Consider the following 13960-nt stretch of genomic DNA (forward strand, 5'->3'; position numbering starts at 1 on the left):
GAAAGCCCCATTCCTGCCTCATTTTGCGACTAACTTTCTGACGAGTTTGAATGCCGCAGAGGTAGCCATGACACGTGTATTGAAAGATTCGTACAGAAGCTTCAGCTGTCTGTTCACGCTGAACTGGGATTCGATTTTGTTCTTTGGAGCGACTGCATTGGCGCTGCTGGCATGCTGGTATCTCCTTATCGCAGCCAATCTTTGCGCGGTCTGCGACACGTTGCTGTGATTCTTGAACAGCATCAGAATTAATATCATAGCGGCCCATTAGGCCGCTTTGCTTTTTGGCCTTTTGACAAGGAATATTAATCCCGCTACTCAGCATTAAAGTCCTAAATTTTTGGGTAGAGAAAAATATGACTGATAGGCGAGGCGCAGGCACATCCTGCGGGGGGCAGACGCAAGCAGACAAGATTTTGTGGCGAGCGCTATCCGTAATTTCTTTTTGTGTTTTGTTGGGTTTGATGGCTGCACCGCAGTCCGCACACGCCCAAAGCTTTACCATCAATTCGTTCGAGGTCGAGGGCAACAGGCGCATCGAAACCTCGACGATTATCACCCGGACAGGAATCGAACCCGGACAGACTGTCACTGCTGGAGAACTGAACGATGCCTTTCAGCGTTTGCTTGACAGTGGTGTTTTTGAAACAGTCGAGCTGACTCCGCGCGGCAATACTCTGGTGATTGAGGTCGAGGAATATCCGACCATTAATCAGATCAGCATCGAGGGGAACCGTCGCGTTAAAGACGACGTTTTGATCGAAGCCATATCGTCTGAGCCGCGTCGGGTGTTTACGCCGCAGGTCGCCGAAGCAGATGCGGACCTGATTGCTCAGATCTATTCAGCCCAAGGGCGTGTATCTGCCACGGTGATCCCGCGCATTATCCGCCGCAGTGATAACCGGGTCGATTTGGTGTTCGAAGTCGCTGAAGGCACGACCATCGAGATTGAGCGCGTTAGCTTTGTTGGCAACCGAGCGTTCACCGACCGCCGGTTGCGCCGCGTTCTGGAAACAAAGCAAGCGAACTTCCTGCGTACCTTTCTGCGGGGGGACACATTCATCGCTGACCGGATCGAGTTTGATCAGCAGGTCATTCGCGATTTCTATCTGTCGCGGGGCTATGTCGATTTTCGCGTCAACAGCACAAATGTCGAATTCACTCAGGAACGGGACGCGTTTTTTCTGGTGATGAATATCACCGAAGGACAAAAATTCTCGTTTGGACAGATTTCCACAGTCAGTGAAATTCCCGGCGTTGACGCCGCAGACTATCAGGCTGCCTTGAAGATCAAGCCGGGTGTCACCTATTCGCCCTCGCTGATCGAAAACTCGATTGCCCGGCAAGAGCGACTGGGGATCAAGCAGGGTGTTGATTTCTTGCGGGTCGAACCGCGCGTCACACGCAATCCAAGTGATCTGACCCTGGATGTGCAATTTGTACTCACTCGCGGGCCGCGCATTTTTGTTGAACGGATCGATATCGAGGGGAATACAACCACGCTGGATCGGGTTATCCGCCGCCAGTTTGACACAGTTGAAGGTGATCCGTTCAATCCCCGTGAAATCCGGCAGGCCGCTGAACGTATCCGTGCCCTTGGCTTCTTTGCTGTGGCTGATGTTGAACCCCGCGAAGGGTCTACTCCAAGTCAGGTCATTGTCGACGTTGATGTGGAGGAACAGCCTACAGGGTCGCTTAGCCTCGGTGGTAGCTTCTCGGTCTCGGATGGTTTTGGTATCGCCGTTGGCTTGAACGAGTCTAACTTTCTGGGACGGGGTCAAAACCTTGGCCTTACTCTTTCAACGGCTCAGGACTCGGAGCAATACGTTGTCAACTTTACCGAACCCTTCTTGCTGGGGCGTAGGCTGCGTTTTGACTTGGGGCTTGGACTGGCAACAACCAATTCCAGCTTTGCCAGCTTTGACACCGAGCGTCTCTTCTTTGCCCCTCAGCTAAGCTATGCAATCGGTGAACTGTCGTCGCTGCGCCTTCGCTATAATTGGGAAAACAGCGAAATGACGCAGCAGGACGATGAAGTAAACGGAGTTGTCATTGCGTCAGAGATCGCTCAGGGTGAGCGTTCGACCAGTTCTCTGGGCGTGTCTTATGTGTATGACAGCCGCCTTGGTGGGTTGAACCCCAACGCAGGTGTACTGTTTGAAGTTGGTGTCGATGCTGCGGGATTGGGCGGAGACAATGAGTTCTTCAAATCCACCGCACGTGCAATCGCGCAGACCAGAGTTCTGAGTGAAGAAGTGGTGCTGCGGGCATCGCTTGAACTGGGCGCGCTTCATTGGACCGGAGATGACTTCAGCCGCACACTTGACCGCTTTGTCTTGGGCCCAAGCACGTTCCGTGGCTTCGAGCCGTCGGGTATTGGCCCACGTGACCTATCCAATGGTCAGGATGACGCGATCGGTGGGAACTATTACTGGGTCGCGCGGTTTGAATCCGATTTTCCCCTTGGCCTGCCAGAAGAGCTAGGTCTGCGGGGTGGTGTATTCTACGACGTGGGCAACCTGTACAATCTTGACGACGTGAACACAGCCGGCGCCGACATTGTGGGTGAGGACGGGTCGATCCGACATGTCATCGGTGTGTCCGTTCTTTGGGATACCCCATTTGGCCCGCTGCGCTTCAACTTCTCGAAGGCACTGGTGAAAGAGGACTTTGACCAAGAGCAGAACTTTGATCTGACCATTCAGGCGCGGTTCTGATCGGGCGATGTCATACTTGATACAGTCTAAGCTGCAGGGCCCTTTATGGGCCCTGTGCGTTTTGCTGAGTGCATTTTTCGTTTCTGCGACACAGGCGCAGCAACTCTCGGTTCCATCGTCGACGGTTTTGACCATCTCAAGCGAGCGATTGTTTGCGGACTCGGAATTCGGTCAGCGCGTTTTGCGTGAGATCGAGGCCGAAGGAACTTTGCTGGCGGAGGAGAATGAGCGGATCGTCGTCGAACTTAGTAAAGAGGAAAAGGATCTGACGGAACTGCGCACGCAAGTGACTCCAGAAGAGTTCCGTCCTTTGGCCGAGGCGTTCGACAACAAGGTTCAGACACACCGCGATGGACAACGCGCCAAGCTGGACGCTTTGTCTCGCAGAAGTGAAGAAGCGCAGCAATTGTTCTTTGAGACGATCCAGCCAGTCCTGATCGACCTTTTGCGCGAGACCGGGGCCACGGTCATTATCGAACGGTCGAGCGTTTTTCTCAGCTCGGACCGTACGGATGTGACCGAGACAGCCATCGCGCGGATAAACGCCGCGATCGGAGACGGTCAAGCGCTAGAAAGCCAAACTGACGAATAGGTTTGCTTGCCCTCAAGGCGCGGTGTTGCTAACCACGCGTCAAACAGCAATCCAGTACGGGACGACGATACGATGACGACGGAAACCAAGAGCGCAGACATACAGCTGATCCAACGGATCTTGCCGCATCGCTATCCGTTTTTGCTGGTTGACAAAGTCGTTGATATTTCCGGCTATCAGTCTGCTGTTGGGATCAAGAATGTCACAATGAACGAACCCCATTTTCAGGGTCACTTTCCCGGCACTCCGATCATGCCCGGCGTTACCATTGTTGAAGCGATGGCGCAGACTGCAGGTGTAATGCTGGGGGTGGGTATGGATGTGATCGACAGCGAGCTGTTGATCTACTTCATGAACATCGACAAGTGCAAATTCCGCCGCAAAGTGGTTCCAGGCGATGTGCTGGAAATGCATGTTGAAACCGTGCGGGGCAAAAAGGGCGGGAAGATCTTCAAGTTCGCGGGCCGCGCGACTGTAGATGGCGAAGTGGCCGCCGAAGCTGAATTCTCGGCCTATGTAGACTGGGACATGGAAAAGACGACATGAACGGCATCCATCCAAGCGCAATTATCGAAGACGGCGCGCAGATTGGTGAAGGCTGTATCATCGGTCCGTTCTGCTATGTCGGTGCGCAAGCCAAGCTGGGCGAGCGCGTTGAATTGAAATCGCATGTTGTTGTCACAGGCGACACAGCTATCGGTGATGAGACCGTTGTGTTCAATTTCTCGGTCATCGGAGAGATTCCGCAGGACCTGAAGTTCGGCGGCGAGAACACGCGGCTGGAAATTGGCAAACGTAACCGGATCCGTGAACATGTGACAGTAAACACAGGAACCGAGGGCGGTGGCGGCGTAACCCGGATCGGCGATGACTGCCTGTTGATGGCCGGTGTGCATGTTGCGCATGACGTGCAGATTGGCAATCGGGTCATCATGGTGAACCACGCAGGAGCGGCCGGACATTGCATCATCGAGGATGACGTGATCGTGGGCGGTATCTCGGGCTTGCATCAATGGGTGCGGGTCGGGCGAGGGGCCATTATTGGTGCGCTGACCATGGTGCCAAATGACGTCATTCCCTACGGCTTGGTTCAGGCACCGCGGGGCGAACTGGACGGGCTGAATTTGGTCGGCCTGAAACGCAAAGGCGTCTCGCGTGAGGATATCTCGGCTCTGCGCGCCGCCTTCAAAGAGCTGTCGACCGGAGACGGGACGTTCATGGAACGCGCGCATCGCGTCGGTGCCGAAAATGAGAGTGAATATGTCCAGCGGATCGTGGATTTCGTAACCGGGCAATCAGATCGTTCCTTCCTGACCCCGAGGAAATGAACCGATGCTGGCATTGATCGCGGGAACAGGGGCTTTGCCCGCCGAGGTGGTTGCCCAACTGGCTGAACGTCCTGTCATCTGTGCGATGGAGGGGTTTCCCCCTGATGTTCTGGATGCCGACGTCACCTTTCCACTCGAGCAGTTGGGGACTTTCATTGCAGATTTGAAAGCGCGTGGCGTAACGCAAATCTGCATGGCGGGCGCGGTCCAACGACCAGCGATTGATCCCAGCCGTATCGATGCTGCAACTATGCCTTTGGTGCCCATTTTGCAGCAGGCCATCATGTCTGGTGATGATGGCGCGTTGCGCGCCGTGATCGAAATCTTCGAGGATGCGGGCCTTGAGGTCCGCGCCGCACATGAAATAGCCCCCAATCTGCTGCCTGAACTTGGGTCACTGACCAAGGCCCGGCCAACAGAGGCGGACCTAACCGATGCCGATCGCGCAGCTGGCATTGTGCGTGCCATGGGCGCTGCGGATATTGGACAAGCCTGCGTTGTCTCGAAGGGACAGGCGCTCGCAGTCGAGGGGATTTTCGGCACAGCTTGGATGCTGCAGTCTCTGACGCAACGACCGGATGCTGGCGGGGGCGTTCTGTTCAAGGCCCCGAAACCAGATCAGGACCGTCGCGCGGATTTGCCCGCGATTGGGCCGGATACGGTCTCGGACGCGGTCGCCGCCGGTTTAGCGGGGATTGTCATCGAAAAGGGTGGGGTAATGGTGCTGCAACGCCAACAGGTCATTGCCGAATGTGACCGGTTGGGTCTGTTCCTTTACGTGCGCGAGCGGGCCATCTGATGCGTGTTTTCGTGGTCGCCGGTGAACCCTCGGGCGACCGCTTGGGCGGCGCTTTGATGGAGGGGCTGCGCACCCTTGAACCTAAGGTACAGTTTGACGGGGTTGGCGGCCCTTTGATGCAAGCGCAGGGTTTGGACAGCCGTTTTCCAATGTCGGAACTGTCGGTGATGGGGCTGGTCGAAGTGCTGCCCAAATTCTTCCATCTCAAACGCCGTATTGCCGAGACTGCGCAGGCGGTTCTAGATACAAAACCCGATGTTCTGATCACCATCGACAGTCCAGACTTTTCGCTGCGTGTCGCCAAGTTGGTCAAAGCGCAAAGCAATATCCGCACGGTTCACTATGTGGCCCCCAGCGTTTGGGCGTGGCGTCCGGGGCGTGCGGACAAGATGGCCAAGGTGATCGACCACGTGTTGGCGCTGTTACCGTTCGAGCCGCCCTATATGGAACGCGCGGGTATGGAGTGCGATTTCGTCGGGCACCCTGTCGCCAGCGAACCTGTTGCAACCAACGACGAGATCGCGGCGTTTCGCAACGCCTATGAATTGGCAAATTCGCCGCTGGTGCTTGCTTTGCCCGGCTCCAGGCGCGGTGAGGTTGACAGGCTGGCTCCGGTCTTTGGTCAGGCTTTGGCCCTGTACTTGAAGGACCGCCCAGATACACGCGTTGTGGTGCCGGCTGTGGCGCATATGGTTGATACTGTCCAAACCCATATCCAGAACTGGCCCGGCAACCCGGTCGTTGTCGACCCGCGTGACATACCTTCGGACAAGGCAGTCTCTCAGAAACGGGCTGCCTTCGCCGCTGCCGATCTGGCATTGGCCGCGTCGGGCACCGTATCGCTGGAACTGGCAGCACAGGCGACGCCCATGGTTATCGCCTACCGGCTCAGTTGGTTGACGCAGAAGATGGCCGAACGGATGGTGAAACTTGATACGGTTACGCTGGTTAATCTGGTGTCTGAAACCCGCACGGTACCTGAGTGCCTGCTGGACGCGTGCCAGCCAGAGAAAATTGCCTCGGCATTGTCAGGCGTGGCCAATGCGCCGGAGGCGCAAAAACATGCGATGGATTTGACCATGGACCGGCTTGGGCGAGGCGGCGAGGCACCTGGCCTGCGCGCTGCTCGTGCCGTCTTAAAAAGAATGCGCTGAACCGATGCTAGAGCATCTGCTATTCGCAATTTCCGCGGCTTTGGTCACAGTGTCAACCAATCTGGACAATCTGGCGGTATTACTTGGTCTGATCGTGGTGGTCAGCGCCCGTCGCGCTGCGATGGGCTTTATTATCGCCCAACTCGGTATTCTGATCGTGTCGCTCGCCATCGCCAGCGGGCTGAGCCAAACTGGCATACTGTCGTGGATCGGCTATCTGGGCGTCATTCCCTTGGTTTTGGGCCTGCGCGGTCTCTGGCGGCAATTCACCCTATACGGCACGACTGAGACGCAGGACTACAGTCACGTCTCGTCAATCATTGCCCTGTTCCTCAGCCTGTCCATCGATACATTGGCTGCAATGACCCCGTTACTTGCCGATTCAACCACGACGTTTCGACTTGCTGCCCTGATCGGAGCGGTTGCCGCCATTTTGGGGGTTTCCGCAATCGCCGTGATAGGGGCACCGCATGCGCAAAGCCTTGCGCTACGTTTCGCACGGCTTGAGAGGATCACACCCTATGTCATGATCTTGGTCGGTCTTTATATTTTGCTTAACACGCCAACCGACGTACTTTAGCAATCAGTACCCGCGCCAGATCCAACCGCCGCCGAAAATACGACTTCCCTCAGACGCATAAAACACACAGGCCTGCCCCGGCGAGACACCTTCTTCGGGGGTCAGCAACTCGACCTCGGCCGTCGTGTCCGAAAGCGGGCGGAGGATCGCTTCGCGCGGAGGACGGGTTGAGCGAACTTTGACCTTTAGGTGCCATTCGTCGCGCGAGGTAAAGGGCTCATCCCCCAGCCAGTTGATCTCGCGCACGGGGATGGTGCGGGTGGCCAGCATTTCTTTTGGCCCAACGACGACCTGCTTTTTGTCCACGTCCAGCTTGACCACATAAAGCGGCTCAGTCAGACCACCAATACCCAGACCGCGGCGCTGCCCGATCGTATAATGGATCACACCGTCATGCTGCGCCAACACGCGGCCATCGGCATGAACAATCTCGCCGGGTTCAGCCGCACCGGGGCGCAGCTTTTCGATAACGCTTGCGTAATTGCCATTGGGCACAAAGCAGATGTCCTGACTGTCGGGCTTATCCGCTACTGCCAGCCCATACTGCGCAGCCATTTCACGTGTGGCGTCCTTGGACGGCAAGTGTCCCAAGGGAAAGCGCAGAAATGACAACTGTTCGGGTGTGGTCGAGAACAGAAAATAGGACTGGTCGCGGTTCGCATCCTCGGCGCTGTGCAGTTCCGGGCCGTTGGGGCCCATTTTGCGTTGAATATAATGGCCGGTCGCCATGCAGTCTGCCTCAAGATCCTTTGCAGTCTCCAGCAGATCCTTGAACTTCACCCGCTCATTGCAGCGAATGCAAGGGACCGGGGTTGCGCCCGCCAGATAGCTGTCGGCGAATTCATCAATCACCGCGTCCTTGAAGATGTTCTCATAGTCCAGAACATAATGCGGAAAGCCTCGTTCCTCGGCAACGCGCCGGGCGTCATGGATATCGATCCCTGCGCAGCACGCGCCCTTCTTGGCCAACGCCGCGCCGTGGTCATAAAGCTGAAGCGTCACACCGACCACATCGTACCCCTGATCGGCCAGGTGGGCGGCGACGACGGAACTGTCCACACCGCCAGACATGGCTACGACCACCCGGGTTTCCGAGGGTGGTTTGGCAAAACCAAGCGAGTTCAGCGGTGTCTCGGTATCGAGGGCCATGACGATTCCAGTGCGGGTTAAGAAAGACCGGCAGAATATAGGAAAATTCTACACACTCTCAAGGGGCGGTTTCACCGCACATTAAGTAGGGTGGTGTCAGCTTTGTCGCAGCAGAAAAGGTTGGAAAGATGTATTTGCACAAAGTTGAAGGGCCACGGTCCGTAACCCTGCCGGATGGAACGGTTTTATCACGATCGGACCTGCCTCCGGAAACCACCACGCGTTGGGTCGCGTCGCGGAAAGTGATTGTTGTACGTGGCGTCCTTTATGGGTTGATCACCTTGGCCGATGCCAAAAAACGCTATGGGCTTAGTGATGAAGAGTTCAATTCGTGGGTTTCCGCGGTTGCAGAGCATGGAACAGATGCTTTGAAGGCGACCGCATTAAAAAAATATCGACAACCTAAAGATGAAAGTGAATAAATGATTCAACGGTAACGTCAGATTAACCATTTTTGAGCAGGTTTGATTTGAATTGGTAAATTGAACCGAATTGGAGCAGTAAATGCGTATACTTCTTGTCGAGGATGATCCCACAACATCGAAGAGCATCGAGTTGATGCTGACCCACGCGAACCTGAATGTCTATGCGACGGATCTGGGCGAAGAGGGGATCGATCTGGCCAAGCTTTACGATTACGATCTGATTTTGCTGGACCTGAACCTACCGGACATGAATGGCCATGAAGTCTTGCGGCAGTTGCGCATTGCGCGGGTGGAAACGCCTATTCTGATCCTCTCGGGTGCCGACGATACGGAAAGCAAAATCAAAGGCTTCGGATTTGGTGCTGACGACTATATGACCAAGCCATTCCATCGGGAAGAACTGGTGGCCCGCATCCACGCGATCATCCGGCGCTCAAAAGGGCATTCGCAATCCGTTATCCATACAGGACGTGTCGCCGTTAACCTGGATGCGAAAACGGTAGAGGTCGAAGGGCAAACCGTTCACCTGACAGGCAAAGAGTACCAAATGCTGGAGCTTCTGAGCCTTCGTAAAGGCACGACGTTAACCAAGGAGATGTTCCTGAACCATCTGTATGGCGGAATGGACGAGCCGGAACTTAAGATCATTGACGTTTTCATCTGCAAACTCCGCAAAAAGCTGAGCAATGCAACCGGCGGAGAAAACTACATCGAAACCGTCTGGGGCAGGGGTTATGTGCTTCGCGATCCGCAAAGCAACAGTATGGACGACCGCCGCCTTGCCGTTGGGGCCTGACTTTTCCTAAAACATCAGCCGCTTTGGTCCGGGGCGGCCTGCTCACTCACTGAACAGCACATCTGGACCTGACCATGGCCTCGCCCTATCACTGAAGTCCAAGAATACGTGACAGGGCGAGGCCATGAGCAATTCAATTCCAGTTTCAGAGCTGACAGAAGGTCAGGCGCAGGCAGAGCTTGCGCGGTTGGCAGAACTGATTGCACAGGCAAACCAAAAATATCATGCAGAAGATGCGCCGGATATTTCCGATGCGGAATACGACGCGCTCAAAGCAAGAAACTCTGCCATTGAACAGAGTTTCCCACATCTAAAACGTTCCGACAGCCCGTCAGAGCAGGTCGGGGCGCGCCCGGCTGATGGTTTTTCGAAGGTGACACATGCAGTTCGCATGATGTCCCTTGGAAATGCCTTCGAAGAGGGGGATGTCGCTGATTTTACACGCTCGATTCGGAAGTATCTCGGACTCGACGATGCTGTACCCGTCGCATTTACTGCCGAACCGAAGATCGACGGGTTATCGTTGTCACTGCGCTATGAGAATGGGGAATTGGTTCAGGCGGCGACGCGTGGCGACGGCGAGGTTGGTGAAAATGTTACGGCCAATGCGCGTACTATTGCAGACATTCCGCATGTTCTGAAAAATGCACCAGAGATTCTGGAAGTACGCGGCGAAGTTTATATGTCGCACGCTGATTTTGACGCTCTGAATGCGCGGCAGGCCGAGGCAGGCGACAAGACTTTTGCCAATCCTCGCAACGCGGCCGCCGGGTCTCTCAGGCAGTTGGATGCATCGATCACGCGCGCACGACCGTTGCGGTTTTTTGCGTATGCGTGGGGCGATCTGTCTCAACCTTTGGCGACGACGCAGATGGCGGCGATTAAGCAACTGGCCGCTTACGGTTTTTCAACAAACCCGTTGACCGCATTATGCGACACAACCCGGCAGATGCTGGACCACTATCGCGATATCGAGGCTCAGAGATCGACGTTGGGCTACGACATTGATGGAGTTGTCTACAAGGTAAACGACCTCTCGCTGCAAGCACGTCTTGGGTTCAGATCAACCACACCAAGATGGGCAATTGCGCATAAGTTTCCGGCGGAACTTGCTTGGACCCGGTTGGAGGCTATCGATATTCAGGTTGGACGCACAGGGGCGCTTAGCCCCGTTGCCCGGCTGCATCCGGTCACCGTGGGCGGCGTGGTTGTGTCCAATGCGACCTTGCACAATGAAGACTATATCGCTGGGCGCGATGCCAAAGGCGGGACCATTCGCGACGGCAAGGATGTTCGCGTCGGAGATTGGGTTCAAGTCTATCGCGCTGGGGATGTCATTCCAAAAGTGGCTGACGTTGATATAGCTAAACGACCAGCCAGCGCGGAAAAATTCATCTTCCCGACACGATGCCCCGAATGCGACAGTGATGCAGTGCGTGAGGAAGGGGATGCCGTCCGGCGCTGCACAGGTGGAATCGTTTGCCCCGCGCAGGCCGTTGAAAAATTGAAACATTTCGTATCTCGCAAGGCGTTCGATATCGAGGGGTTGGGCGCCAAGCAAATAGAAATGTTCTATGATGACCCGGACCTGCCGATCAAAACTCCGGTCGATATCTTTACATTGCGACAGCGGGATTCTGCAAATCTTAACAAGCTTGCAAACAGAAAGGGCTGGGGCGCACAAAGCGTCGGTAATCTGTGGGACGCCATTGATGAAAAGCGGCGCATTCCGTTTGGTCGCCTGCTATTTGCGCTCGGTATTCGACATATGGGAGAGGCCGCCTCGAACCTTGTGGCGAACCATTATGGCGCTTGGGATGAGTTCGAAGTTGCAATCACGGCAGCCAGCAGCTTTGACGGGCCTGAGTGGGAAGACCTGTTGGCCATTGATGGCGTGGGGGAGGTCATGGCCAGGGCTCTGGTCTCGGCTTTCGCGCAAGTGGCAGAACGTGAAACGATTGATGCACTCGTTGCCCAGCTGGACGTTGAGGATGCAAAACGCCCCGATACAAGTGGCAGCCCCGTCGCCGGGAAAACTGTCGTTTTCACAGGGACGTTGGAAAAAATGACCCGAGCCGAGGCCAAGGCCCGGGCAGAGGCATTGGGTGCCAAAGTCTCCGGGTCTGTCAGTAAAAAGACCGATATTCTTGTGGCGGGGCCAGGAGCCGGTTCGAAGGCAAAGAAGGCTGCCGAACTTGGCATTCAGACCCTTGATGAAGATGGCTGGTTGCAACTGATTGGTTCGGCATGAGTGGTCGTCCTGAACTTCTGTTTCCCTTATTTGCCCGTTTGGAGACTTTAGACGGAGTCGGTCCCAAAATTGCGCAGAATCTCACGCAATCTGGTGTCGAAACTCCGCGCGATATTCTATTCGGGCTGCCTTATGCGGTTGTCGACCGGCGTAGAAGGAACACGATTCAGGGTGTCGATCTGCCAACGACACTGACGGTTGAGGTAACCGTTGGTGTGCACCGCCCATCGCGCAATAAGGGCGGTGCTTACCGCATCCATGTCGAGGATGCGCAAACGGAATTCCAGTTGGTCTTTTTCCATGCACGTGGCGATTACCTCAAGAAGGTGCTGCCAGAGGGCGCGCGCAGGATCATTTCGGGCAAGTTGGAGTTGTTTGACGGAATGGCTCAGATGGTCCATCCGGACCATATCCTGCCCATCGAAAGCGCTGGTGACATTCCCGAATTCGAACCGGTATATCATTTGACGCAAGGCGTGACGCAAAAAGTCGCGTTCAAGGCAACCCGTAGTGCTTTGTCCCGCGCTCCCGCTTTGGACGAGTGGATCGACCCGGCTCAGGTGGGACAGCAAGAATGGCCAAGCTGGATCGATGCAATAACAGCCGCGCATGGACCGAACGGGGCCGACGATGTGTCCGCGCATGCTCCCGCGCGGCAAAGGCTGGCTTATGATGAGCTGTTTGCGCATCAGGTAACGCTGGCACTGGCACGGCAACGCGAACGCAAGGCCCGCGGTATCGTGAGCATCGGCACAGGGCGATTACAATCCAAGGTTCTGCAAAACCTGCCATACACTCCGACTGGTGCGCAGATGCGGGCGATCAACGAAATCACGGCCGATATGGCCTCTGATGCGCGTATGAACAGATTGCTGCAAGGCGATGTCGGGGCCGGGAAGACACTGGTGGCGTTCATGGCGTTGTTGGTGGCCGTCGAAGCCGGTGGTCAGGGTGTCATGATGGCACCGACTGAAATCTTGGCGCGACAGCATCTGGAAGGCTTGCGCCCGCTGGCCGAACAGGCTGGTATCGTGCTTGAAATTCTGACCGGACGCGACAAAGGGGCCGAGCGGCGCGCCAAGTTGGCAGCACTGCAGCAAGGGAATATTCATATCCTTGTTGGTACACATGCGGTGTTTCAAAGTGATGTTGCGTTCAACGCGCTGCGGTTGGCGATTGTGGATGAGCAGCACAGGTTTGGGGTGCGTCAGCGAATGGAACTGTCTGAAAAAGGGCAGGGCGCGGATGTATTGGTCATGACGGCCACCCCGATCCCTCGCAGCCTTGCCTTGGCGCAATATGGCGACATGGACGTTTCGGTTCTTGACGAAAAACCACCGGGCCGAAAACCCATCAAAACCGCCATCGTCAGCACCGATCGGATGGAGGAAGTTGTCAGCCATCTGCGCCGTGCCATCGACGAAGGTCGTCAATGCTATTGGGTTTGTCCACTGGTAGACGAATCCGAGGTCTCGGACCTGACTGCGGCTGAAGAAAGGTTCAAGCGGCTGCGCGCCATACTGGGTGAAGATGTGGTCGGTCTGGTACATGGCCAGATGCCCGCCGCCGAAAAAGACGCCGCGATGAAAACCTTTCAAGAGGGTCACACCAAAGTTCTTGTGGCGACGACTGTTATCGAAGTCGGGGTGAACGTCCCGAACGCCTCGATCATGGTGATCGAGCGCGCGGAAATTTTTGGACTCGCTCAACTACATCAGTTGCGGGGTCGAGTCGGGCGAGGAGAGGCGGATTCGACTTGCTTGTTGATGTACCAAGCGCCGCTGAGCGACGGGGGACGCAAGCGGCTAGAGGTACTGCGCGAGACAGAAGATGGGTTTCGAATTTCCGAGACCGATCTGCAAATGCGCGGCGCCGGTGATCTGATCGGCACGGCGCAGTCTGGTCTACCCAAGTTCAGAATTGCCGATCTTGAGCGGCAAGCCGGGTTGATGGCGATCGCCCAAAGCGATGCCCGGAACTTACTGGGTAAGGATCCAAAACTTACGACTAAACGGGGCAAAGCCGTTCGCGTTCTATTGTGGTTAATGAAGCAGGATGAAGCGATCCGTTTAATTTCAGTGGGTTAACAATAAAGTTCGCAAATGTTCTCAAAAAGTTCTTTACCGACTCGGGGAAATATGAGAACAAAAGGTCAACAAAGGATTAAAA

The 13960-nt window shown here is 55.6% G+C and carries 13 protein-coding genes; 12 read left to right on the forward strand and 1 reads right to left on the reverse strand.

Features of this window, described 5'->3' with window-relative positions:
• Window positions 1–67: 67 nt before the first annotated feature.
• From J7380_RS17395 to J7380_RS17430, 8 genes are all read left to right on the forward strand, one after another.
• Window positions 68–229 (forward strand): hypothetical protein, encoded by a 162-nt coding sequence (locus tag J7380_RS17395; protein WP_209197027.1) that lies wholly within the window; start codon window positions 68–70, stop codon window positions 227–229.
• Window positions 230–356: 127 nt separating this feature from the next.
• The gene (gene bamA / locus J7380_RS17400; RefSeq protein ID WP_209197035.1) at window positions 357–2717 is read left to right on the forward strand and encodes an outer membrane protein assembly factor BamA; all 2361 of its coding nucleotides are present in this window, start codon (window positions 357–359) and stop codon (window positions 2715–2717) included.
• A gap of 61 nt (window positions 2718–2778) precedes the next feature.
• The gene (locus tag J7380_RS17405; protein WP_269149602.1) at window positions 2779–3309 is read left to right on the forward strand and encodes an OmpH family outer membrane protein; all 531 of its coding nucleotides are present in this window, start codon (window positions 2779–2781) and stop codon (window positions 3307–3309) included.
• Between the two features lie 72 nt (window positions 3310–3381).
• Window positions 3382–3855 carry a 3-hydroxyacyl-ACP dehydratase FabZ gene (gene fabZ / locus J7380_RS17410; protein ID WP_170354127.1) on the forward strand — a complete coding sequence of 158 codons (474 nt, stop codon included), beginning with the start codon at window positions 3382–3384 and terminating at the stop codon, window positions 3853–3855.
• Window positions 3852–4637, forward strand: coding sequence for an acyl-ACP--UDP-N-acetylglucosamine O-acyltransferase (gene lpxA / locus J7380_RS17415; RefSeq protein ID WP_209197038.1), 786 nt, complete (start codon window positions 3852–3854; stop codon window positions 4635–4637). The genes fabZ and lpxA overlap by 4 nt, the downstream gene beginning before the upstream one ends.
• 4 nt (window positions 4638–4641) lie before the next feature.
• A complete protein-coding gene (lpxI, locus tag J7380_RS17420; protein WP_209197040.1) occupies window positions 4642–5436 on the forward strand; it encodes a UDP-2,3-diacylglucosamine diphosphatase LpxI in 795 nt (264 codons plus the stop codon).
• Complete coding sequence (gene lpxB, locus J7380_RS17425) at window positions 5436–6590, forward strand: lipid-A-disaccharide synthase (RefSeq protein WP_209197043.1); 1155 nt, start codon at window positions 5436–5438, stop codon at window positions 6588–6590. Before lpxI ends, lpxB begins: the two co-directional genes overlap by 1 nt.
• A 4-nt stretch (window positions 6591–6594) precedes the next feature.
• Entirely contained in the window at window positions 6595–7170 is a 576-nt protein-coding gene (locus J7380_RS17430) for a hypothetical protein (protein ID WP_209197045.1), read from the forward strand.
• Window positions 7171–7173: 3 nt separating this feature from the next.
• Here J7380_RS17430 and mnmA read toward each other — a convergent pair whose 3' ends face one another.
• Window positions 7174–8319 (reverse strand): tRNA 2-thiouridine(34) synthase MnmA, encoded by a 1146-nt coding sequence (gene mnmA / locus J7380_RS17435; RefSeq protein WP_170751143.1) that lies wholly within the window; start codon window positions 8317–8319, stop codon window positions 7174–7176.
• Between the two features lie 128 nt (window positions 8320–8447).
• On the opposite strand from mnmA, the gene J7380_RS17440 reads away from it, so the two are divergent.
• The 4 genes from J7380_RS17440 (at window position 8448) to recG (ending at window position 13878) form a co-directional block, all read left to right on the forward strand.
• Window positions 8448–8741, forward strand: a complete 294-nt coding sequence (locus tag J7380_RS17440; protein ID WP_170354133.1) for a DUF1153 domain-containing protein — start codon at window positions 8448–8450, stop codon at window positions 8739–8741.
• 82 nt (window positions 8742–8823) lie between these two features.
• Complete coding sequence (locus J7380_RS17445; RefSeq protein ID WP_170354134.1) at window positions 8824–9540, forward strand: response regulator transcription factor CtrA; 717 nt, start codon at window positions 8824–8826, stop codon at window positions 9538–9540.
• A 124-nt stretch (window positions 9541–9664) separates the two neighbouring features.
• The gene (gene ligA, locus J7380_RS17450; RefSeq protein WP_209197047.1) at window positions 9665–11791 is read left to right on the forward strand and encodes an NAD-dependent DNA ligase LigA; all 2127 of its coding nucleotides are present in this window, start codon (window positions 9665–9667) and stop codon (window positions 11789–11791) included.
• Entirely contained in the window at window positions 11788–13878 is a 2091-nt protein-coding gene (gene recG, locus J7380_RS17455) for an ATP-dependent DNA helicase RecG (protein WP_209197049.1), read from the forward strand. The genes ligA and recG overlap by 4 nt, the downstream gene beginning before the upstream one ends.
• The last annotated feature ends 82 nt before the right edge of the window (window positions 13879–13960 follow it).

Origin of the sequence: Ruegeria sp. R8_1 (genome assembly GCF_017743815.1) — a bacterium.
In the GTDB taxonomy this organism is placed as follows: Bacteria; Pseudomonadota; Alphaproteobacteria; order Rhodobacterales; family Rhodobacteraceae; genus Ruegeria; species Ruegeria lacuscaerulensis_A.